Here is a 21765-nt window from a genome sequence, read left to right as displayed (position 1 = left end):
AAAGCCCTAGCCCTCCCTGCGGGGACGTGCAAGCGCCTGTGCAATGCGCTGCAGCCCCGGCGCGATGCGCTCCGACGGGATCGAGCTATAGCCTAATCTATAGAAGTTTCGCGGCGCATCCGGGCTCTGGAAGAACGGCGCGCCGGGCTCGATGAGAACGCTCTCGCGCTGCAGCTCGGCGGCGAGCGCTTTGGTATCGACGCCGCGCGGCGCGCGCATCCAGAACGACGAGCCGCCATGCGCCGCGACGCCCGCGATCTCCAGCCCGTTGCGGGCGATCTCGGCCTCCATCACCTGCCGCCTTTCGCCAAGCGCGCGTCCGATTCGCCGCACGAGGCTGTCATAGTGACCAAGGCTCAGGAAATGCGCGGCGGTGCGCTGGATGTGGCCGGGCGGGTGGCGCAGCACCGAGGCGCGCAGAGCGCGTGCCTCGCGGATGAAGGGCTCGGCGCCGACGAGATACCCCAGCCGGAGACCGGGAAAGAGCGACTTCGAAAAGCTGCCCACATAGACCACCCGGCCATCGCCATCGAGGCTCTTGAGCGCCGGTGTGGGCGGCTGCAGATAGGCCATCTCGAACTCATAGTCGTCCTCGACAACCACCGCGCCCAGATCGCGCGCCCGCTCCAGCAGCGCGCGCCGCCGCGCCAGCGGCAGCGTGGCGCCGCTGGGGCATTGGTGGCTGGGTGTGGTGAAGATCACATCGGTGCCCTCGGGCACCGCCTCGGGCGGCAGGCCTTCGCTGTCCACGGCAATCGCGCTGCGGGCGCAGCCGGTCTGATCAAGCAGCACGCGCAGCGCCGGATAACAGGGGTCTTCGACCGTGGCGCGGCGCTCGGGGCTGAGCAGGATCTGGCTGGCCAGCCACAGCGCGTTCTGCGCGCCCAGGGTGATCAGGATCTCTTCGGGGCGGGCCTGAATGCCGCGCCGGGGCAGGGTCTGACGGGCGAGGAATTCCACCAGCTGCGGATCGTCGCGGTCATAGTAATCCTGCGTCAGCGCGCCGAAGTCCCGCGCCCCCAGCGCCTGCACCGCGCAGAGTCTCCAGTTTGCGTGATCGAAGAGCTTTGGATCGGCCTGACCGTAGATGAAGGGATAGCGGTAGCTCGCCCAGTCGGCGGGCCGCTCGGGCACCGCACCGGCGGCGAAACGCCGCCCCATGGCGCGCTGCCAGTCGACGCGCTCGGCGCGCGGCGTCTCGGGGAAGTCCGGCGGCTCTGGCGCGCCCTCCGAGATGTAATAGCCCGAGCGGTCGCGCGACGTGAGATAGTCCGAGGCCAGAAGTTCGGTATAGGCCAGCGCCACGGTGATCCGGCTGACCCCGAGATGCGCCGCCAGCTTGCGGGTCGAGGGCAGCTTTTCGCCGCGCCGGAAGCGGCCTGAAAGCACGCCCTCGGCCACCATCTGCTGAATGCGTGCCTGCAGCGTGCCCTGCCCGTCGGGGCGCAGGAAGAAGGTCTCGACTGGGATTGCCATGGCGACATCTCCTCTGGCTGCGCCGGGGCGGAAAGGCGGCAGGGGGGGCGCTGCCCCCCTCGGCGCGAGGCGCCTCACCCCCCGGGATATTTTCGCCAAGAGGAAGACGCCTTGCTTCCTCTTGGTTCAAATATCCCCGACGGAGGCAGGCCGTCCACCGGAGCCATGGCGGCGCCGGGCAGGGGCTCAGCTGTAGTCGCGTTCGCCGAAGATCGCCGAGCCTACGCGCACATGGGTAGCGCCAAGTGCGATCGCCTGCTCGAAATCCGAGCTCATGCCCATCGACAGCCCGTCGAGCCCGTTGCGTTCGGCGATCTTGGCCAGAAGGGCGAAATGCAGGCTCGGCGTCTCATCGACCGGGGGGATGCACATCAGCCCCTTCAGCGGCAGATCGAGATCGCGCACCTCTTTGATGAAGGCGTCGGCCTCGGCGGGCAGGATGCCGGCCTTTTGCTCTTCCTCGCCGGTGTTCACCTGCACGAAGAGATCGGGACAGCTGCCCAGTTCCTGCGCGAGCCGCGCCAGCGTGGTGGCGAGCTTGGGCCGGTCCAGCGAGTGGATCGCCGAGAAAAGCTGCATCGCCTGCCGCGCCTTGTTGCTCTGCAGCGGGCCGATGAGATGCACCTTGGCGTCCGGAAAACGCTCTTGGAAGGCGGGCCATTTGCCTGCGGCTTCCTGCACTTTGTTCTCGCCGAAGAGCCGGTGGCCCTCTTCCAGCACCGCCTCGACGCGCGCGTTCGGTTGCACCTTGCTGACCGCGATCAGCTGCGCCGAGCCGGGGGCTCTGCCTGCGTCGCGCTCGGCTTTGGCGATGCGGGTCTTGATGTCGTTCAGTCCCATGGTTCCTCTCCCCAGGCCTCGATGAAAGGCGCCAGTTCGGTTTCGTATTTCTTCCACGCCTGCGCCGAGCCGCGATAGATCGGCTGCCGCGCCTGGCTGACGCTGAGCGTTTTCACCTGTCCGGACGCCTCATGCGACGACAGGCAGGCCTCATCCCATTGCAGACCCGCAGCCGTCACCAGCGCGCGGGTGTGCGGCTCGGGATCGGCGACCAGATCTTCATAGCGAATCTCGTGGATGCGCCCGGACAGCGCGTCTTTCCAATGGGCGACATTGGCGCGGAAGCGTTGGATCGCGGTGGCGATCAGCGGCAGGTCATTGGCGTAGCGGTGGCTGCCGGTGGCGAAATGGTTCTTGTAGATCGACAGGGCGATGTCGCGGGGATCGCGCTGCACCACCACGATGCGCGCGCCGGGCAGCGCGTGGTCGAGCAGCCCGAAGATCAGGTGGCACAGGATCGACTTGTCGGTGATCACGCCGCTCCGGCGGCCGCTGTCGCGCGCGGCGAGGCGCAGGTATTGCTCGGCAAAGGCGGCAACGCGGGCGGGGGGCTCGTCGGCGAGGCGGCGCATCTGCTCGCCGGCACCGAAATGCCCATAGGCCAGCTTCAGCGCGTGGCCAAGCTCGCCGCCCGCCGTCACCTCGGGATGGGCGCCGAGAATGCGCTCGACCAGCGTCGTGCCCGAGCGCGGCATGCCGGTGACGAAGACCGGGCGCAGGTCCGGCTCGGCGGGCGCGCCGGGCGCGAGCCCCTCCTGCGCGGCGCGCACGGCGGCGAACTCGCGGGCCTGCGCGGCGCTGTCGAAGGGCGCGGCCTTGGCCTGCAGCGCGTTGGCGCGGCGCAGGTAGCCAAAGACCTTGGCGGTCTGGCCGGTCTCTTCCATCGCCTTGGCCAGCGCAAAGCCCAGATGCATCCGCTGCGCGTCCGGCAAATCGCTGCGGGCCCAGAGCTTTTCCATGGCCCGCAGCAGCGGATCGCCCTGGTTCAGTTTCTTGCTGGCAAGGAAGATCCGGTAAAGCTCGGCGGCATTGGGGTGGCGCTTGATCAACGCGCGAAAGATCGTCTCGGCCTCGTCGAACCGCCCCAGGAGCTGCAGGTAGTGGGCCTTGTCCGCGCGCGGCTTGATCGCCTTGGGGTCAGCCGCGATCTGCCGGTCATAGGCTGCGAGGGCCTGCTCGGGGCGGCCGAGGGCGCGGTAGCGCTCGACCGCAAGGGCGGTGACCTGAGGCTGATCGGGCGCAAGCTCGACGGCTCGGTCGAGATGGGTGAGACAGGCGTCGCGGTCGCCCTGCTGATAGCAGATTTGAGCCAGTTGGAAGGCGAGATCGCCGCGGCGCGGTTCCAAGGCCAGCACCTGTTCCAGCGCTGCGCGGGCCTCGCCGAATTTGCCTTTGGCAAGGGCGGGGCGGACCGAGTTCAGCAGGCTGGCCGTACGCGCGGCCGAGAGTGGCAGCATGGGGATGTCTCGTCTTCAGATGCGCTGCGCCCGTTCTGCCCGGTGCAGGCGCAAAAGAAAAGAGCGGGCCGAAGCCCGCTCTTCCCTATCAGACTAATCTCAGGAGAGATTAGAAGGACATTGCCAGGCCGAGCGACCAGGTGTCGTCGTCCGAGCCGTCGGTGAATTCGCTGTAGCCGTAGCCGAGCTGTGCAACGAGACCGCCGCCCAGATCGTAGTTGGCTGCCAGGCCGTAGCCTTCTGCTTCGCCAGCGTCGTCCCAGTCGTACTTGCCGTAGTTCACGCCGATCGAGAAGGCGTTCATCGAGTAGCCGAAGCCGAGGCCCCAGTGCTCGCCATCGTCAACGAAGCCGTCTTCGCCGTCGATGTCGCTGTAGGTCGCGCCAACTTCAAAGCCGCCTGCGAAGCCTGCGGTGACGCCGAGGCCCCACACTTCGGCCCACTCGTCGAGCTTCAGGTAGCCGAGGCCTGCGGAGAGGTCGACACCCGACAGTTCTGCCGAGTAGCCAACGCCTGCCGACCACAGGGTCTCGCCGGAGTCTGCGCGGCCAACGTCTTCCGGCTTCGAGCCGTCTGCGATCTGCTCAGCCGACACCGAGAAGGTGAACGCGTCGTAAGCGTAGTCGAAACGAGCGATCTGACCGTCGGAGCCGTTCACGCCGCCGTCGAACTCTGCGCCGTCGTTGAAACCAGCGTGGATGGTTTCGTCGTCAGCCAGCGAGCCTGCGCCGCCGAGGTTCATCTCGGGAACGGTTTTGTCGTATGCCGAGTCGGTGTCGCCCATGGTCAGGGTTGCGCCGCCGTAGGACACGAACAGAGCTTCACCGCCCTGATCCCACGGGTCCGAGAAGGGGTTGTCGGCTTCGTCGAGGTCGATGTTCGCACCGAAGACCAGGCCGTTGTCGGCTTCGCCGGACATGGTGAAGGTCAGGTCGATGTCGGTGAAGAACTGAGCTTCGTCGTTCGCCTGGTCGGTGGTCTCACCCGGGTTGTAGATACCCATCTCGGCGTAGCCCGAGATCGTGACTTCTGCCGCGGCGACGCCTGCGGTTGCAACCAGCGCGGTGGAAGCAAACAGAATCTTTTTCATTGTTTCCCTCATGTGTTCTAAGGCACGTACCAATCCGGGTAGCCCGGCCTTGATGGGAGCTTCTATGCGCTTTGGCTGGCCGACCTGGCAACCCGCAGGTGCGGGCAGGGCCCCATCAAGCAAATCAGTGATGCGCAATTGCCACAAAAATATCACGGACCTTTCAAGGCGCTGCCGGTGCCGGAGCGGGCTTTGGCGGGCCCGGGATTGACCGCTTGTGATACGCGGTGCCGACGAGTATGCAGGGGCAACCAACCGGACGGTCAGGAGCTTTGGTTTCATGGAATATAAGCGGTTTGCGAAGGGGCTTTCGCTGGCAGCGGTGGTGCTCGGGCTGACGGCCTGCAGCCAGCAGACATCCACGCAGACGGTACAGACCCGCTCGGCAGATGAGATCATGGAGGCGGATGTCTACAACGGGCGCGGCGCGCCTGAGTCGACCGTTTGGGACATTTTTAAGTCCAAGCCCGATGCGGGCCGAGTCGGCGCGGTGAACAAATACATCTGGAACGCCTCGCTCGAAGTTCTGGACTTCCTGCCGGTCGAATCTGTCGATCCTTTCACCGGGGTGATCACCACCGGTTACGGCACCCCGCCGGGCGGCGGCACCGCCTATCGCGCGACGATCCTCGTCTCGGACCCGGCGCTGGACGCGCGGTCGCTCAATGTCGCGCTGATGACCCGCTCGGGTCCGGCCAGCGCTTCTACGGTGCATGCGGTCGAAGATGCGATCCTGACCCGCGCACGGCAAATCCGCGCGGTCGACAGCCGCATCTGAGGCAGCCCTTCAGCAGATTACGAAGGCCCGGAGAACGCTCTGGGCCTTTTCTTTTGCATAGGGCTGATCGTGGGCGGGGTGCCTCAGTCCCGCGGCGGGCGCGGCTGCATCTCTCCCAGCCGGGTCACCCAGTCGACGTGGCGCGGCAGGCAATGGCTGCGCAGATCGTAATGGGCGCGGACATGGGCGCGGGCCGCGGCGCCAAGGCGGGCGCGGGTCTCGGGATCGTCGAGCAGCGTACAGAGCCGCTCGACCAGCGCGTCGCGGTCGAAGAAATCCACCATCCAGCCGGTTTCCCCCTCGGTCAGCGCCTCGCGCACCGGCGCGGTGTCGCTGGCGAGGATGGCGCAGCCGGCGCTCATCGCTTCAAGCAGCGACCAGCTCAGCACGAAGGGGTAGGTCAGATAGACGTGCACCCGGCTCACCTGCATCATCGCAAGGAAGCGGTCGTAGGGCACCCTGCCAAGGAAGTGCACCCGCGCCCAATCGGCATCGGGGATCTGGCCGCGCACCTCGTCGATGTAGATCTGCTTCCAGCTCTTCCCGCCCGGGGCCTTGGCACCATAGCTCACCTCGTCGCCGCCGATCAGCGTGACATGGGCATTCGGGCGGAGGCGCAGGATCTCGGGTAGGGCGCGCATGAAGACGTGATAGCCGCGATAGGGCTCTAGGTTGCGGTTGATGAAGGTGATCACCTCATCGTCGCGGGTCAGCACGGTGCCGCCCTCGAGATCCAGCCGCGCATCGGGATTGGGCACCACCAGATCGGTGTCGATGCCATCGTGGGCGACGGTCAGCCTATCCTGCCAGCGCTCGGGGAAGGTGCCCGCCTGAAAGCCCGTGGGGCTGATGCCCGCGTCCATGACCTCCTCGTGCATCCGGTTGTTGAGGTTCTTCATGCGGATGCGCTGCGCTTCACTCAGCGAGGCGGGTTTGCTGAACTCGCGGTCGAAGTCGATGAACTCCGGCGTGGTCAGATGGTAAAGCTCGCAATAGAGCCCCAGCCGCGCCTTGGGCCAGACATCCTTCAGAAACAGGCTCTCGCCCCAGCCGTGGTGGGCCAGAATCACATCCGGCTCATAGCCGCTCTGCCGCAGCTGCTGCGCCGCGTTGCAGCAGCTGACGCCGCGCAGCACCTTGGTTTCGAAATCGGTGAGATAGGGGTGGATGCCGCGGGTGCTGCTGCCGCGGATCTCATAGGGGATCACTTTGACGCCATTCCAGACCGTCGGCTTTTTGACCTTCGGGGTCAGCGCGGTGACCTCATGGCCGAGGCGGACCAATTCCGGGGCGAGGTGCTTGTATTGGCCGGGGAAATTCTGGTGAATGCAAAGTATTTTCATGGTCGTCGGTCATCGGTCCCTAAACGGGTGGCACTTTTCCACGCGGCGAAACGCGAACCAACGTGAAACGCCGCTTATGGGTCTTTTGACGCCAAGAGGTTGCTGAAATGTCGCCGTCAGCCGCTGCCAGCCGGGAGAGGGCACTGGACGCCCGCCGGGGCCTGCCCTATCACCCGGCAAGACCCATCCGCACCGACCCCATCCGCTCTGAGGGACAACAGATTATGTCGCGCTACGACCCCGCCACGATCGAGCCGAAATGGCAGGCCGCCTGGGAAGAGGCCCTGACCTTCAAGGCCACCCGCTCGGCCGACAAGCCGAAATACTACGTGCTGGAAATGTTCCCCTACCCCTCGGGGCGCATCCACATCGGCCACGTCCGCAACTACACGATGGGTGACGTGATCGCCCGCTACAAAAAGCAGAACGGCTTCAACGTGCTGCACCCGATGGGCTTTGACGCCTTCGGCATGCCCGCCGAGAACGCCGCGATGGCTTCGGGCGGTCACCCCAAGGACTGGACCTATTCCAACATCGACACGATGGTGGAGCAGATGAAGCCGCTGGGCTTTGGCCTCGACTGGTCGCGCATGTTCGCCACCTGCGATCCGGAATACTACGGCCAGCAGCAGGCGCTGTTCCTCGACATGCTCGATAAGGGGCTCGTCTACCGCAAGAACGCCGTGGTGAACTGGGATCCGGTCGACATGACCGTGCTCGCCAACGAGCAGGTCGAGAACGGTCGCGGCTGGCGCTCGGGCGCGCTCGTGGAGCGCAAGGAACTCACCCAGTGGTTCTTCAAGATCTCGGACTTCTCGGGCGAGCTGCTCGACGCGCTCGACACGCTCGATGACTGGCCCGCCAAGGTGAAGCTGATGCAGGCGAACTGGATTGGCCGCTCGCGCGGTCTGCAGTTCTCCTTCGACACGCTCAATGCCCCCGAGGGCTTCGACAAGATCGAGTGCTACACCACCCGGCCCGACACGCTGCACGGCGCGTCCTTCGTCGGCATCTCGCCGGACCATCCGCTCGCCAAGGAGCTGGAGCAGGGCAACCCCGAGCTTGCCGCTTTCGTCGCCGAGTGCCGCCGCATGGGCACCTCGGAAGAAGAGCTGGAGAAGGCCGAGAAGCGTGGCTTCGACACCGGCATCAAGGTGCGTCACCCGTTCGACGACAGCTGGGAACTGCCGGTCTATATCGCCAACTTCATCCTCATGGATTACGGCACCGGCGCGATCTTCGGCTGCCCGGGCCACGACCAGCGCGACCACGACTTCTGCAGCAAATACGACCTGCCGATCGTCGAAACCTTCGTGCCGCTCGAGGGTGAGATCGACATCCAAGCAGAGCCCTTCGTTCCCGCCAAGACCGAGAAGGTGCGCTACACCCGTCTCGTCGCCGGGGAAGAGGTGCAGACCGGCGAAGAGGCCGTCAACGCCGCCGTCGACTTCTGCGCGTCGAAAGGCATCGGCGAAGGCGTGACCAAATACCGCCTGCGCGACTGGGGCCTGTCGCGCCAGCGCTACTGGGGCGCGCCGATTCCCGTGGTTCATTGCGAGGCTTGCGGCGTGGTGCCCGAGAAGAAGGAAAACCTTCCGATCGCGCTGCCCTACGACGAAGACGGCACGCCGATCGACTTCTCGGTGCCGGGCAACCCGCTCGACCGTCACCCCTCGTGGCGTAACTGTTCCTGCCCGTCCTGTGGTGCCCCGGCGCGGCGCGAGACCGACACGATGGACACCTTCGTCGATTCGAGCTGGTACTTCGCCCGCTTCACCTCGCCGCGCGCCGAGACGCCCATCGACATGGCCGAGGCCGAGTATTGGATGAACGTCGATCAATATATCGGCGGCATCGAGCACGCGATCCTGCACCTGCTCTATTCGCGCTTCTTCGCCCGCGCGATGCACATCACCGGCCACCTGCCCGAAAAGAGCAAGGAGCCGTTCAACGCGCTCTTCACCCAAGGCATGGTGACCCACGCGATCTATCAGACGCGCAACGCCGAAGGCCGCCCGGTCTACCACTACCCCGAGGCGGTGGAACTGAAGGACGGCAAGGGCTTCCTTGCGGACGGCACCGAGGTCGAGATCATCCCCTCGGCCAAAATGTCCAAGTCCAAGAACAACGTGGTCGACCCGGTCGCGATCATCGGCCAGTACGGCGCCGATACCGCGCGCTGGTTCGTGCTGTCGGACAGCCCGCCCGAGCGTGACGTGGAATGGACCGCTTCGGGGGCCGAGGCCGCGTCCAAACACCTCGCACGGGTCTACCGCATCGCCGCAGAGATCGCCGAGTCGGACGCGCCCGAGAGCGCAGAAGACAAAGCCCTGCTGCGCGAGATGCACAAGGCGATCCACGATGTGACCATGGGCGTCGAAAGCTTCGGCTTCAACGCGGCCATCGCCAAGCTCTATGCCTTCACCGGCGTGCTGGGCAAATCCAAGGCAGGCGGCGCGGCCAAGCGCGAAGCGGCCAAGGTTCTGGCCCAGCTGATGTCGCCGATGACCCCGCACCTGTCCGAGGAAGTCTGGCAGCTGCTCGGCGGCGAAGGGCTGATCGCCACCGCGCCTTGGCCCAAGGCCGACGAGGCGATGCTGGTCGAAGACAGCGTGACCCTGCCGATTCAGGTCAACGGCAAGCGCCGCGGAGAACTGACCGTTCCCAAGGACATGCCCAAGGAAGAGATTGAAAAACTCGTCCTCGCACATGATGCTGTGGTGCGGACCCTCGAAGGGGCCGCGCCGAAGAAACTCATCGTGGTGCCGGGCCGGATCGTCAATGTGGTCGCCTAATCGTCGAACCTTTCTCGCAGCCTGCGGCGCGCTTGCGCTCGCGGGCTGCGGATTCACCCCGGTTTACGGGCCGCAGGGGGGCGGGCAGGCGCTGCTCGGCCAGATCGCGCTGAGCGATCCGGACAGCCCCAACGCCTATCTCTTCAACCGCCGGATCGAGGAGCGGCTGGGCCGCGCGCCAAGCGGCGCGCCCTATCAGCTCGAGACGACGATCCGCACCGAAAGCGCCGGGCAGGGCTCGCTCGCTGACGGCAACACCACCCGCATCCGTCTGGTCGGCGACGCCAGCTTCAAACTGCGCGACACGGCCAGCGCCGAGACGCTGACCGAAGGCTCCACCTCGTCCTTCACCGGCTATTCCACCACCGGCTCGACCGCGGCCACGCAGGCCTCGGAGCGCGACGCCGAAGAGCGGCTGATGATCATGCTCGCCGACCGGGTGATCGACCGGTTGATGCTGGTCGCTGCAGACCTGCCGCAATGAAGCTTTCCGGGCGCGACGCACAGGCCTTCTTCCGCAAGCCGGATCCCACGCGGTCCGGCGTGCTGCTGTTCGGCGAGGACGCCATGCGCGTTGCCCATCGCCGGCAGGAGGTGATCGCCGCTCTGGTCGGTCCCGAGGCCGAGGCGGAAATGCGGCTCACGCGGATGTCGGGCGGTGATCTGCGCAAGGATCCCGCGATGCTGCTCGACGCGGTAAAGGCGCAGGGGTTCTTCCCCGGCCCGCGCGTGGTGTTCGTGGAAGAGGCGACCGACGGGCTGGCCAAAATCATGGGCGCGGCGCTCACCGACTGGCGCCCCGGCGACGCGCAGATCATCGTCACCGCGGGCCAGCTCACCGCCAAATCCGCCCTGCGCAAGCTCTTCGAGGCCGCGCCCGAGGCGCTGGCCATCGGCATCTACTCCGATCCTCCGGGCCACGACGAGATCGAGGCCGCGCTGACCAAGGCCGGGCTCACCCAGGTTGATCGCGCCGCCTTCGATGCGCTCGATCATCTGGCCCGCGCGCTGGAGCCGGGCGACTTCCGGCAGGTTCTGGAAAAGCTCGCGCTTTACAAGCTCGACGATCCCGCGCCGCTGATGCCAGAGGAGGTCGCCGCCTGCGCGCCCGCCTCCATCGAGGCAGAGCTTGACGACATCCTGCATGTGGTGGCCGAGGGCCGCTCGCCCGAGATCGGCCCGCTGATGCAGCGGCTGGAAGGGCAGGGCGTGGCACCGGTGACGCTGCTGATCATGGCCATGCGCCACTTTCGCGTGCTCTACACGCTGGCCTCGGCACAGGGCGGCCCGCAAGCGGGCGTGCAGCGCCTGCGCCCGCCGCTCTTCGGCCCGCGCCGCGACCGTATGGTGCGTCAGGCCTCGGGCTGGAACGCCGACCGGCTCGAAGACGCGCTGTCGATGCTGATGGAGACCGATCTGTCGATCCGCTCCGCCGGGGCCCGCGCGCCCGCCATGGCGCTGGTCGAGCGCAATTTCGTGCGCCTCGCCTGGCTTGCCTCGCGGCGCTAGCCGCCCTTTTCCCGCTCCGCCAGCGTCTCCAGCTTGCCCATCTGCCAGAGCTTGATCTCGCGCGCCAGCCGCAGCGTGGGCTTCACCATGAACAGCACAGAGCCCACGGTGAAGAACCAGATCGCGATGGTTTCATACTGCTTCCAGAAGAACAGCACAGAGCCGATGGTGAAACAGACCGCCGCGCCGAAATCGACGAGCGTGTGGGCAATCTCGAAAAGCGCGTAGACGCGCCGCGTGTCGGCGTTGCGCTGCCGATTGGCGTGGTTGAACAGCTTCATGGGCCAGAAGATGGCGCGCCGCCGGCAAAGGAAAAGGCCCGGCGCTGGTGCACCGGGCCCTCTGGTCCTGCCAAGCAGCGCGCTTTAGCGCGACAGCCCGCCGTGCAGCGTCGGCACGTCCAGCGAGGCGAAACCGTAGTTCCGCAGCCAGCGCAGATCGGAATCAAAGAAAGCGCGCAGGTCGGGGATGCCGTATTTCAGCATGGCGATCCGGTCGATACCCATGCCGAAGGCAAAGCCCTGCCATTCGTCGGGATCGATGCCGCCCGCCTGCAGCACCTTGGGGTGCACCATGCCCGAGCCCAGAACCTCCAGCCAATCGTCGCCCTCACCCACGGTGACCGAGCCGTCTTTCCACTGGCACTGGATGTCCACTTCGGCCGAAGGCTCGGTGAAGGGGAAGTGCGAGGCGCGGAAACGGGTCTTCACCGAGCGGCCGAAATAGGCCGAGAAGAACTCTTCCAGCACCCACTTGAGGTTCGCCATCGAGATATCCTTGTCGATAGCAAGCCCCTCGACCTGATGGAACATCGGCGTGTGGGTCTGGTCGTAATCGGCGCGGTAGACGCGGCCCGGGCAGATGATCCGCGTCGGCGCGCCGCCCGCTTCCATCGAGCGGATCTGCACCGGCGAGGTGTGGGTGCGCAGCACATGCGGCGGGCGCTCGTCGCCCTCGGCACGGTGCATATAGAACGTGTCCATCTCGGCGCGGGCCGGGTGGTGGCCGGGGATGTTCAGCGCGTCGAAATTGTACCAGTCGGTCTCGACCTGCGGGCCTTCGGCCACGGCAAAGCCCATGTCGGCAAAGATCGCGGTGCATTCTTCCCAGACCTGGCTGACCGGGTGGATGCTGCCGACGCGGCGGTTGCGCCCCGGCAGGGTGACGTCCAGCCATTCGGCCTGCAGACGCTCGTTCAGCGCCGCATCCGCCAGCGCCGCCTTCTTGGCGCCGAGCGCCGCGTTGATCTCATCCTTCAGCGCGTTGAGCTTCGGTCCCATGACCTGCCGCTCTTCGGGGCTCATCTTGCCCAGCTCGCGCATCTTAAGGCTGATCTCGCCCTTCTTGCCAACGGCCTGCACCCGCAGATCCTCAAGCGCGGGTTCATCCGCCGCCTTGCCAATCAGGTCGATATACTTGTCGCGCAGGTCGTCCATTCGGGGCCTCTTCCGAGCATCTCTTCGGGGTCGTGCAGTACCGGCTGCGCGGGCTCTGCGCAAGGGCAGGGGCGCGCGGCTCTTCCTCTTGGTGAAAATATCCCGGGGGAGCCGCGCATCGCGCGGCGGGGGCGGAGCCCCCATAACAGGTCACAGGCCGAGGTAAAGGGCCGAGGTCACAGCCCAGCGAGAGCGCAAAAGAAAACGCCGCCCCCGAAGGAGCGGCGTTTCGAAACTCAGCCGTTGGCGCCTATCAGGCGGCCAGCGCGCCTTTCGCCTGGTCAACGATGGCGTTGAAGGCTTCCGGCTCGTGCACGGCGAGATCCGCCAGCACTTTACGGTCAACTTCGATGCCAGCCAGGTTCAGGCCGTTGATGAACTTCGAGTAGGTCAGAGCCTCGTCATGCGCGCGAACGGCAGCGTTGATACGCTGGATCCACAGAGCGCGGAAGTTGCGCTTGCGGTTCTTGCGGTCGCGGGTCGCGTACTGGTTCGCCTTGTCGACGGCCTGTGCTGCAACCTTGAAGGTGTTCTTACGACGGCCATAGTAACCTTTGGCTGCCTTGATGACCTTCTTGTGACGGGCGTGGGTGACTACACCACCTTTGACTCGTGCCATGGATCAGAACTCCTTGTTCAGCGGTCGTAGGGCATGTAGCCCTTGACGATTTTTGCGTCGGGAGCCGACAGCGTGGTGGTGCCGCGAGCGTCGCGGATGAACTTCGTGGTGCGCTTGATCATGCCGTGGCGCTTGCCGGCCTGACCAGCCACGACCTTGCCGGTCGCGGTGACCTTGAAGCGCTTCTTGGCGCTCGACTTTGTCTTCATCTTGGGCATTTTCGTCTCCTTAACGAAGTGCGTTCAGCGCGACTCGGCATGCCACAGGAGCCGGCCGCGCGGTTAGAGGCGCCCCTATAGGCGGGAGCGGGCTGCGGTGCAAGCCCTTATCGGTGGGAAGGGGCGGCGCGCGGTCAGCGGATCAGCGCGCCAATCACGCCATAGAGCGCGTCTTCGATCTCGGCAAGCCCATAGCCGCCGGGGCGCGAGACCTGCGCATGCAGCACAAAGCCAATGCCAAGCGCCAGCAGCAGAGCCCCGGCCCATGGCCGCCGCCGCTCGGCCCAAGCGGCCACCAGAAACGGCAAGCCGAACCCGGCAAGCAGCAGGCCAAGCACGAGGAACTGATCTGGGGTCACGCCGCTGCGGCCTTTCGCGAAACTGATCAAACGGACACATGCCTTTGCCGGCACCGATCAGAGTCTAGCGCGGCGGCGGCGCAGATCAAAACGCAGCGGCGCGCGCCGGGAGGGGCGCGCGCCGCGAAAGTTCATCGGTGAGTTACGACCGTGACTGCGCTTACTCGGGATCGGTCGAATAGATCAGCCGCTCGTCGCAGGGGGCGACGCGCAGGATGTTGGTTGTGCCCGACATGTTGAAGGGCACGCCCGCGGTCACGATGATATTGTCTTCGGTCCCCGCATAGCCCTGCGCCCGCGCCGCGCGCGCGGCATTGACCACCGCCTGCTTGAAGCGCTCAAGCTCGCCGGTCATCACGCAGTTGGTGCCCCATGTCAGCGACAGCCGCCGCGCCGTGCCGCGCAGCGAGGTCATCGCGATGATCGGCACCCGCGGACGCTCGCGCGCCACCAGAGCGGCGGTGGTGCCCGAGGAGGTGAAGCAGCAGATCGCCTTCACATTGGCGGTCTCGGCGATCTCGCGCGCTGCCGCCACGATGCCGTCGGCGACGGTGTTGCGGGCGATGTTGCGCGAGTTCTCCATGACCTCGGTGAAGGTCGGGTCCTTCTCGACGCTGATCGCCACGTTGTTCATCGTGGTCACCGCCTCGACCGGATATTGCCCGGCGGCGGATTCGGCCGAGAGCATCACCGCGTCGGACCCTTCGTAGATGGCCGTGGCCACGTCCGAAACCTCGGCGCGGGTCGGCATCGGGCTCTCGATCATCGATTCGAGCATCTGCGTCGCGACGATCACCGGCTTGCCCGCGGCGCGGCACTTGCGGATCAGCCGCTTCTGGATCGGCGGCACTGCCTGCACCGGCAGTTCCACGCCCAGGTCGCCGCGCGCCACCATGATGCCGTCGGACACCGCGAGGATCTCGTCAAAGGCCTTCACCGCCGAGGGCTTCTCGATCTTCGACAGGATCGCGGCCCGCCCGTCGCAGAGCTTGCGCGCTTCTTCCACATCCTCGGGACGCTGCACAAAGCTCAGCGCCAGCCAGTCGACGCCAAGCGCCGCGGCGAACTCGAGATCGGCCCGGTCCTTCTCCGACAGTGCCGCCAGCGGCAGCACCACGTCGGGCACGTTGACGCCCTTGCGGTTCGAGATGGTGCCGCCCGCCTCGACCACGCAATTGGCGAAATCCTCGCCGCATTCCTCGACCCGCATGCGGATCTTGCCGTCGTTCACCAGCAGGTGCGCGCCGACGCCAAGCGCCTGAAAGATCTCGGGGTGGGGCAGGCAGACGCGCTTTTCGGTGCCCGGCGTCTCGTCGAGGTCGAAGCGGAAGGTCGCGCCCCATTCCAGATCTTCCGAGCCATTGGCGAACTCGCCCACGCGCAGCTTCGGCCCCTGAAGGTCGGCCAGAATGGCGATCGGGCTGTCCAGATCCTTCTCCACTTGCCGGATGGCGCGGTGCAGCTTGGTGATGTCCTCATGGCTGCCGTGGCTCATGTTCAGGCGGAACACATCGGCCCCGGCCTCATGCAGCGTGCGGATCATCTCGTAGGTGTTGCTCGCCGGGCCAAGCGTGGCCACGATCTTCACTTTGCGCAAACGTCTCATCTGGAACTCCTCGACCTCCTGCCGCGACCCGGCGGGCCGCTTTGCTGTGGAGTTGCGTATTCTCACTCAGCGTAGTGGTTCAAAGTTAAACCATCCACCACCCGCAACGGTTCGGTTATCGCTAACAGCTGCGCCTTTTATTGTCGAATTCCCTTCGCGGCGCAACTGATCTAGACATGGCACGCCAGAGATGACGGCAAAGTGCAAAGCGATCATGACCCATACTCCCTACCATATCGAAGGCGCCGAGCGGAAAGGCAGGTTCGTGGTCACCTGCGATCACGCGACACATACCGTGCCGGACGAGCTTGGGGGAACCCTCGGGCTGCCCGAGGCCGACATGGCGCGCCACATTGCCTATGATATAGGCGCGCTGGGAGTCGCCCGCGCGCTTGCCGAGGCGCTGGAAAGCCCCTTGGTCTGGAGCGATTTTTCCCGCCTCGTGATCGATCCCAACCGCGGCGAGGACGATCCCACGCTGCTGATGCGGCTCTATGATGGCTCGGTGATCCCCGGAAATCGCCACGCCGGCCCCGAGGAACGCGCGCGCCGCATCGAAGCCTATTGGCGGCCCTATCACGACGCGGTCGAAAGCCTGCTTGAGCACCGTCCCGAGGCGGCGCTGGTCTCGGTGCATTCCTTCACGCCGCAGTTGCGCGGGCGGCTGCCGCGCCCGTGGCATGTGGGCATTCTGCACGCATGGGACGCGCGGCTGTCGGACGCGCTGCTTGAATTGCTCGCCGCGCAGCCCGATCTGGTGGTGGGACGCAACCAGCCCTATCCGGGCCATCTGCCGGGGGATTCGGTGCACCAGCACGCGCTGAACCATGGCCGCCACAACACGCTGATCGAACTGCGCAACGATCTGATCGAACGCGAAGAAGATCAGGCCGATTGGGCCGCCCGGCTGGCACCGCTGCTGAAGACCGCGCTGTCCCGCGCGCCCGACTGACTTGAGAGGAGACCAAAATGGACGACCAGACCCGCATCGAGCTTGAAGCCGCCGCCTTCCGCCGCCTGCGCCAGCATCTGATGGAAGACCGCCCCGACGTGGCCAACATCGATCTGATGAACCTCGCCGGGTTCTGTCGCAACTGCCTGTCGCGCTGGTACGAAGAGGCGGCCAATGAACGCGGCATCGAGATGAGCAAATCCGAAGCCCGCGAGATTTTCTACGGCATGCCCTACGACGCGTGGCGCGCCCAGCAAGACGCGGCGACCCCCGAACAGAAAGCCGCCTTCGAAAAATCCTTCGCCGAAAACGTCACCAACAAGGGCTAAGCCCCGCCCTTCCTCTTGGCGAAAATATCCCACGGGGGTCCGGGGGTGTGAAACCCCCGGTCCGCCCTCTCGGTCTCAGCCAGCCGCCGGGATCTCTTCGGGGCTCTTCTCGGGGATCTTCCCCGCGATCCACCGCGCAAACTCAAAGTTCGGCCGTTCGAGATGCGACAGCGCGCCGGGTTTGGCAAAGCGCGATTGCATGCCTTTCCACACCCGTTCGGTACAGCCCCGGTCCTCGTCGTTCACCGCGTCGAGCAGACCCTTCAGCGCCTCGAAATGCGCGGCGGCCTCGGGATCGGCGACGAAATCCGGGTGCAGCCCGCCGCCAAACAGGATCTTCACGTGCCCCGGCCCGTCGGGCGTGAGGCTGAGATACCAGAAATAGCCCGGCGTCAGGGTGATCAGCAGCGCGGGGTAGACCGACAGCAGCCACGTCCGGTAGCGCTCGTCGCCCTGCAGCTCGGTGTTGCTTGGGTGGGCGATCGACAGGGCGATCGAATCGTCCTTCAGGATGTGGTGGTAGTTGAACCCCGCAAATCCCTCCGGACAGGTCATCTTCCGCAGATCCACCGCCCCGCCGATGGTGCCGCCGTGGCACATGGGCAGGTGGTAGCTCTCCATGAAATTCTCGGCGAGGATCTTCCAGTTGGTGTCCCAGCGGTGCTCTTCGCGGAAGGTCTCGACGTAGTCCTCCATGCAAAGATAGCCCACCAGATCGTCCATCTCGGGCAGGCTCTCGGCGGGCTCGGGCAGATCCGGGTCGAGCGTGACCATGATCCAGCCCTTCCAGTCGACGCAGCGCACGGCGGGAAGCCGGGTCTGGTCCTTGCAAAAGCTGCTGTTGAGCTCCATCGCCGGGGCGCCGCGCAACGTGCCGTCGAGGTTGTAGCTCCACGCATGATAGGGGCAGGTGATCACCCGCGTGGTGCCGCGTCCCTCCAGCAGCACCGACATGCGGTGGCGGCAGACGTTCGACATGGCGCGCAGGTCGCCCTCGCGGTCGCGCAGCACGAGGATCGGCTCGCCGGCGATCTCCATCGTCAGATAATCGCCCGGCGCCTTCAGCGCGTCGGTCCGGCCCGCGCAAAGCCAGCTTTTGGCAAAGACATGCGCCTCTTCGAGCGCGAGGAAGCTCTCGGAGGTATAGACCGAGACCGGCATCGCCTGCGCCTCCTCGAAGGGCACGGCGGTGTTGGCGCGCAGCTCGGCGGCGGGGTCGTGGATGGTCATGCAGCGCCTCCAGAGGCACGCCGCAAGGGGCGTTAAGAAACTGTTGCGGGACGGCGCGCACCACGCCCTCAAATCGCAGTCCAGTCAAGAGAAACCAGCACCGGCAGGGGGATCATCAAGCTTTGTGATCGGGGGAGGCACCAAACAGCGTTTGACCGTCCCCGCGGGGACAGCAGACACTGGGCGCGGATAAACTCAGGATGACCGACATGACGCAGATCACCCTCTACGGCCACCCCGACAGCGGCCATGCCTGCAAGGTGGCGCTGGCGCTCTCACTGGCGGGGATCGCGCATGAGACGGTCTTTGTCGACATCTGGGCCGCGCCCGAGACCCGCCCGCCTGCGTTCCTTGCCGCCAGTCCGCTGGCGCAGGTGCCCGCGCTGGTGCTGGAGGATGCGGCGCTCACCCAATCGGGCGCGATCCTGCTCGAGATCGCGTCGCGCTGGCGCGTGCTGGGGGGCGAAAGCCCCGAGGGGCTGCGCCGCGGCGCGGAGCTTTTGATGTGGGAGGCCAACCGCATCGGCATGTGCCTGCCGCAGCTGACCGAGGCACGGCGTCCCCACGGGGACAGCTTTCCGGATGGGGCGGTGGAATGGCTCACCGGGCGCTACGAGACCGACCGCGAGAATTTTGACCGGCTGCTCGGCGAGGGCCCGTTCTTCCACGGCGAAGCGCCGGGCCTCGGCGATTGCGCGATCTGGGGGTATGTCCAGTGGCTCGAGAAGGCCGGTGTCACCCCCTCGGCATCCATGGCGACATGGATCGACCGGATGCAGGCGCTGCCCGGCATGAAGACCGCCGAAGTGTTCTTTCCGCAGCCCCAGCCCGCCTAGTCCGACAGCAGCGGCAGGATCAGCGAGAACAGCTCGCCCTGAGAGGAGATGCCGCATTTGCGGTAGAGCTGCTTGCGAAAGACCTTCACCGTCTGCGGGCTGATCTCCAGCCGCAGGGCAATCGACACGGTGCTGTGTCCCCGCAGGATCAGCAGCGCCACTTCGGCCTGCCGCGGGCTGAGACTGATGCCGTGTCGGCTCTGCAGGGAGGCGATCAGCCGCCCGGTTACGGCAGCGTCGGTGTAGTCGCCAGAGGACGACAGGCTCGACCATTGCTTTTCGCACAATCCGCAGGCAATCGGGGCTATTTTTTGGGCATAGTCCAGGTCGCGTGCGGAAAAGCTCTGCCTCGAAGAGGCGTCGCGCCCAAGGCAGACATGCACGGATACCCCCTCGGCCGGGTAAGCCACATAGGCGATCTCGTCGATCAGTGTGGTGCGCTGGTAATAGGCCGCGAAATACTCGTTTCTCAGGAAGGCATCGGGGGCGATGTCGCGCAGCCGATAGAGCCCGGCGGGGACCTTTCGCACGTGCAGGTCGTGGAAGGGGTCGAGCAGGTAAGCCCCTGAAAGATAATCCTCTTCCAGACGTTCATGCACCCGCTTTTCGCGCGACTGCGTGAACAGAACCTGTGGCTTTCGGGACTGGAAATAGGCGAGCATCGTGGTGTTGTCGATCTCGAAGCTGCGCGACAACCACAAGTAGAGAGCGGCGGGGAAATCCTCGTCCCCAAGGGCCGCGATGGTGCGCCCCAGATGGGCCTCGGCGGAGTTCGGCAGCTGCAGCATCATACCTCCTTGGGGGTATATACCCCCTGATCGGCCAGTTCTTAGCGTGATCCTCCAGAAACCGGGGGTATAGGCAAGGAGATTCGATGCCTGTGGACGCAACTTCACCGACGGCAAACGCGGTCGAGATCGACAACGTGGTGAAGCACTACGGCACGTTCACCGCGCTGCATGGCGTGTCGATGCAGATCGGGGAGGGCGAGTTCTTCACGCTGCTCGGCCCGTCGGGCTGCGGCAAGACCACCTTGCTGCGCTGTATCGCCGGGTTCGAGGACGTCTCGGAAGGGGCCATCCGCCTGCACGGCGAGGATATCGCGCCGCTGCCACCCCATAAGCGCGAGGTGAACACCGTCTTCCAGCAATACGCGCTGTTTCCGCATATGACCGTGCTGCAGAACGTCATGTTCGGCCTGCAGCGCCGAGGCTGGAGCGGCTCGGACGCCAGTGCCCGCGCCAAGCAGGTGATCGAACTGGTGCAACTTGGTCAATTCGCCGAGCGCCGCCCCGGCCAGCTTTCGGGCGGCCAGCAGCAGCGCGTGGCGCTGGCCCGCGCGCTGGCACCGCGGCCCAAGGTGCTGCTGCTCGACGAGCCGCTTTCGGCGCTTGATCTGAAGCTGCGGCAGGCGGTGCGGAGCGAGCTGAAGGCGATTCAGCGCGAGACCGGCATCGCTTTCGTCTTCGTCACCCATGATCAGGAAGAGGCGCTGACCATGTCCGACCGCATCGCGGTGATGTCGGCGGGTCATGTGCAGCAGATCGGCTCCCCGCGCGAGATTTACGAGGCGCCGTCGAACCGCTTCGTGGCGGATTTCATCGGCGAGACCAATCTGCTCGACGTGACCGTGCAGCATGTCTTCGAGGACCGGGCCGAGATCCTGCTTCCGGGTGGCGCCGCGCTGGCCTGCCCGGCGGCGCTGGGCGCGCGGCCGGGGCAGGGGCATCTGTCGCTGCGGCCCGAACGGCTGGGGCTCTGCGCGGCGGGGCAGGGGCAGTTGCAGGGCACGGTCGAGGATCACGTCTACCTCGGCACGGACACGCAGTTGCACACCCGGCTGTCGGATGGCGAGGCGCTGGTGCTGCGGGTGCAGAACGGCGCGGGTGTCATTCCCGAGCGCGGCGCGCAGGTGGGCATCGAGATCGAGGCAGGCGCGGCGCGTCTGCTGTCGGACTGATGGCGGGCGGCGCGCCGGCGGGCGCTTCCAATTCCGAGATCTACAAGGGCAACGGGCCGAAGCTGCTGCTTCCGGCGTGGGTGTTCATCGGCATCTTTCTGGTGATGCCGGTGGGGATCATGGCGGTTTACTCTTTCCTCACCAAAGAGTTCCGCGGCGGCGTCATCTGGGAATTCACATGGGCCGCCTACGATCAGTTCTTCCTCAATCGCGGGCTGTTCGGGGACGAGCCGCCGAGCATCGAGTGGACCTATATCGGCATCTTCTGGCGCTCGATCTGGCAGGCGGGGCTGGCCACGGTGCTGTGCCTGCTGATCGGCTTTCCCACGGCGTGGTTCATCGCCACCCGCGCGGCCAAGGAACGCTCGGTCTGGCTGTTCCTGATCACCGTGCCTTATTGGGTGAACCTGCTCATCCGCACGGTGTCGATGAAGTTCCTGATCCGCGATACCGGCCCGCTGAACGAGTTTCTGCTGGCGCTGGGGGTCATCGACGCGCCGCTGGCGCTGGTGAACACCAATTTCGCCGTGCAGCTGGGGCTTTTCTACAGCTACCTGCCGTTCATGGTGCTGCCGATCTACGCCGCGGTGGAGCGCTATGACTTCTCGCTGTCGGAGGCGGCGGCGGATCTTTACGCCAGCAGTTGGCAGACGCTGCGGCTGGTGATCCTGCCGGTGGTGAAACCGGGGATTGTGGCGGGCTGCATCCTCGTCTTCGTGCCGTCGCTGGGGGCGTTCCTTGCGCCGGACCTGCTGGGCGGGGCCAAAACCTTCATGATCGGCTCGCTGATCGAAGAGCAGTTCAAGGGCGCGGCTGGCAACTGGCCGTTCGGGGCGGCGGCCTCGATGATCCTGCTGACCATCGTCATGGGCGTGCTGCTGATCCACGCGCGGGCGCAGACGAAGGGGGAGCGGTGATGGCGGCTCTGGTGC

Annotated in this window: 22 protein-coding genes; 9 read left to right on the top strand and 13 right to left on the bottom strand. The window is 65.9% G+C overall.

Features of this window, described 5'->3' with window-relative positions; translation table 11 throughout:
- Nucleotides 1-6 precede the first annotated feature (6 nt).
- The 4 genes from pdxR to AYJ57_RS06650 form a co-directional block, all read right to left on the bottom strand.
- On the bottom strand, nucleotides 7-1476 hold the full coding sequence (gene pdxR / locus AYJ57_RS06665) for a MocR-like pyridoxine biosynthesis transcription factor PdxR (RefSeq protein WP_066102917.1): 1470 nt from the start codon (nucleotides 1474-1476) through the stop codon (nucleotides 7-9).
- A gap of 186 nt (nucleotides 1477-1662) precedes the next feature.
- Complete coding sequence (locus AYJ57_RS06660) at nucleotides 1663-2316, bottom strand: YggS family pyridoxal phosphate-dependent enzyme (RefSeq protein WP_066102915.1); 654 nt, start codon at nucleotides 2314-2316, stop codon at nucleotides 1663-1665.
- Complete coding sequence (locus tag AYJ57_RS06655; RefSeq protein WP_066102911.1) at nucleotides 2307-3773, bottom strand: tetratricopeptide repeat-containing sulfotransferase family protein; 1467 nt, start codon at nucleotides 3771-3773, stop codon at nucleotides 2307-2309. Before AYJ57_RS06655 ends, AYJ57_RS06660 begins: the two co-directional genes overlap by 10 nt.
- Before the next feature lie 109 nt (nucleotides 3774-3882).
- On the bottom strand, nucleotides 3883-4863 hold the full coding sequence (locus tag AYJ57_RS06650) for a porin (RefSeq protein ID WP_066102908.1): 981 nt from the start codon (nucleotides 4861-4863) through the stop codon (nucleotides 3883-3885).
- Nucleotides 4864-5143: 280 nt separating this feature from the next.
- Between AYJ57_RS06650 and AYJ57_RS06645 the strand changes: the two genes are divergently transcribed.
- On the top strand, nucleotides 5144-5641 hold the full coding sequence (locus AYJ57_RS06645; protein ID WP_066102906.1) for a DUF3576 domain-containing protein: 498 nt from the start codon (nucleotides 5144-5146) through the stop codon (nucleotides 5639-5641).
- Nucleotides 5642-5724: 83 nt separating this feature from the next.
- On the opposite strand, the gene AYJ57_RS06640 is transcribed toward AYJ57_RS06645, so the two are convergent.
- Nucleotides 5725-6984, bottom strand: a complete 1260-nt coding sequence (locus AYJ57_RS06640) for a glycosyltransferase (protein WP_066102903.1) — start codon at nucleotides 6982-6984, stop codon at nucleotides 5725-5727.
- Nucleotides 6985-7208: 224 nt separating this feature from the next.
- Here AYJ57_RS06640 and leuS point away from each other — a divergent pair, with 224 nt between their 5' ends.
- From leuS to holA, 3 genes are read left to right on the top strand one after another with little or no spacing between them, the layout of a single operon-like run.
- Nucleotides 7209-9779 carry a leucine--tRNA ligase gene (gene leuS / locus AYJ57_RS06635; protein ID WP_066102900.1) on the top strand — a complete coding sequence of 857 codons (2571 nt, stop codon included), beginning with the start codon at nucleotides 7209-7211 and terminating at the stop codon, nucleotides 9777-9779.
- Complete coding sequence (gene lptE / locus AYJ57_RS06630) at nucleotides 9766-10263, top strand: LPS assembly lipoprotein LptE (protein WP_066102897.1); 498 nt, start codon at nucleotides 9766-9768, stop codon at nucleotides 10261-10263. Before leuS ends, lptE begins: the two co-directional genes overlap by 14 nt.
- Nucleotides 10260-11288, top strand: coding sequence for a DNA polymerase III subunit delta (gene holA / locus AYJ57_RS06625; protein WP_066102894.1), 1029 nt, complete (start codon nucleotides 10260-10262; stop codon nucleotides 11286-11288). Before lptE ends, holA begins: the two co-directional genes overlap by 4 nt.
- On the opposite strand, the gene AYJ57_RS06620 is transcribed toward holA, so the two are convergent.
- The 6 genes from AYJ57_RS06620 to pyk form a co-directional block, all read right to left on the bottom strand.
- Nucleotides 11285-11569, bottom strand: a complete 285-nt coding sequence (locus AYJ57_RS06620; RefSeq protein WP_066102890.1) for a YrhK family protein — start codon at nucleotides 11567-11569, stop codon at nucleotides 11285-11287. The genes holA and AYJ57_RS06620 overlap by 4 nt on opposite strands.
- 84 nt (nucleotides 11570-11653) lie before the next feature.
- Nucleotides 11654-12724: a phenylalanine--tRNA ligase subunit alpha gene (pheS, locus tag AYJ57_RS06615; RefSeq protein WP_066102887.1), complete on the bottom strand. Its 1071-nt coding sequence runs from the start codon at nucleotides 12722-12724 to the stop codon at nucleotides 11654-11656.
- A 253-nt stretch (nucleotides 12725-12977) separates the two neighbouring features.
- Nucleotides 12978-13343: a 50S ribosomal protein L20 gene (gene rplT, locus AYJ57_RS06610; RefSeq protein ID WP_066102884.1), complete on the bottom strand. Its 366-nt coding sequence runs from the start codon at nucleotides 13341-13343 to the stop codon at nucleotides 12978-12980.
- 17 nt (nucleotides 13344-13360) lie between these two features.
- Nucleotides 13361-13561, bottom strand: a complete 201-nt coding sequence (rpmI, locus tag AYJ57_RS06605) for a 50S ribosomal protein L35 (RefSeq protein ID WP_009504408.1) — start codon at nucleotides 13559-13561, stop codon at nucleotides 13361-13363.
- Between the two features lie 134 nt (nucleotides 13562-13695).
- Entirely contained in the window at nucleotides 13696-13920 is a 225-nt protein-coding gene (locus tag AYJ57_RS06600) for a hypothetical protein (RefSeq protein WP_066106791.1), read from the bottom strand.
- Between the two features lie 160 nt (nucleotides 13921-14080).
- Nucleotides 14081-15526 (bottom strand): pyruvate kinase, encoded by a 1446-nt coding sequence (gene pyk, locus AYJ57_RS06595; protein ID WP_066102881.1) that lies wholly within the window; start codon nucleotides 15524-15526, stop codon nucleotides 14081-14083.
- Nucleotides 15527-15740: 214 nt separating this feature from the next.
- Between pyk and AYJ57_RS06590 the strand changes: the two genes are divergently transcribed.
- Both AYJ57_RS06590 and AYJ57_RS06585 read left to right on the top strand, forming a co-directional pair.
- The gene (locus AYJ57_RS06590; protein WP_066106788.1) at nucleotides 15741-16478 is read left to right on the top strand and encodes an N-formylglutamate amidohydrolase; all 738 of its coding nucleotides are present in this window, start codon (nucleotides 15741-15743) and stop codon (nucleotides 16476-16478) included.
- Nucleotides 16479-16495: 17 nt separating this feature from the next.
- Nucleotides 16496-16807 carry a DUF1244 domain-containing protein gene (locus tag AYJ57_RS06585; protein ID WP_066102879.1) on the top strand — a complete coding sequence of 104 codons (312 nt, stop codon included), beginning with the start codon at nucleotides 16496-16498 and terminating at the stop codon, nucleotides 16805-16807.
- A gap of 75 nt (nucleotides 16808-16882) precedes the next feature.
- Here AYJ57_RS06585 and AYJ57_RS06580 read toward each other — a convergent pair whose 3' ends face one another.
- Nucleotides 16883-18037, bottom strand: coding sequence for an SRPBCC family protein (locus tag AYJ57_RS06580; protein WP_066102875.1), 1155 nt, complete (start codon nucleotides 18035-18037; stop codon nucleotides 16883-16885).
- Between the two features lie 209 nt (nucleotides 18038-18246).
- Here AYJ57_RS06580 and AYJ57_RS06575 point away from each other — a divergent pair, with 209 nt between their 5' ends.
- Complete coding sequence (locus tag AYJ57_RS06575) at nucleotides 18247-18873, top strand: glutathione S-transferase family protein (protein WP_066106785.1); 627 nt, start codon at nucleotides 18247-18249, stop codon at nucleotides 18871-18873.
- Here the strand turns inward: AYJ57_RS06575 and AYJ57_RS06570 are convergent.
- On the bottom strand, nucleotides 18870-19664 hold the full coding sequence (locus AYJ57_RS06570) for a helix-turn-helix transcriptional regulator (protein WP_066102872.1): 795 nt from the start codon (nucleotides 19662-19664) through the stop codon (nucleotides 18870-18872). The genes AYJ57_RS06575 and AYJ57_RS06570 overlap by 4 nt on opposite strands.
- 83 nt (nucleotides 19665-19747) lie before the next feature.
- Here AYJ57_RS06570 and AYJ57_RS06565 point away from each other — a divergent pair, with 83 nt between their 5' ends.
- Nucleotides 19748-20833, top strand: coding sequence for an ABC transporter ATP-binding protein (locus AYJ57_RS06565; RefSeq protein ID WP_066102868.1), 1086 nt, complete (start codon nucleotides 19748-19750; stop codon nucleotides 20831-20833).
- Nucleotides 20833-21750 (top strand): ABC transporter permease, encoded by a 918-nt coding sequence (locus AYJ57_RS06560; protein ID WP_066102865.1) that lies wholly within the window; start codon nucleotides 20833-20835, stop codon nucleotides 21748-21750. The genes AYJ57_RS06565 and AYJ57_RS06560 overlap by 1 nt, the downstream gene beginning before the upstream one ends.
- Nucleotides 21751-21765: the final 15 nt, after the last annotated feature.

Source organism: Salipiger sp. CCB-MM3, assembly GCF_001687105.1.
Taxonomy (GTDB): domain Bacteria; phylum Pseudomonadota; class Alphaproteobacteria; order Rhodobacterales; family Rhodobacteraceae; genus Salipiger.
This window is presented reverse-complemented; position numbering and strand designations above follow the sequence as displayed.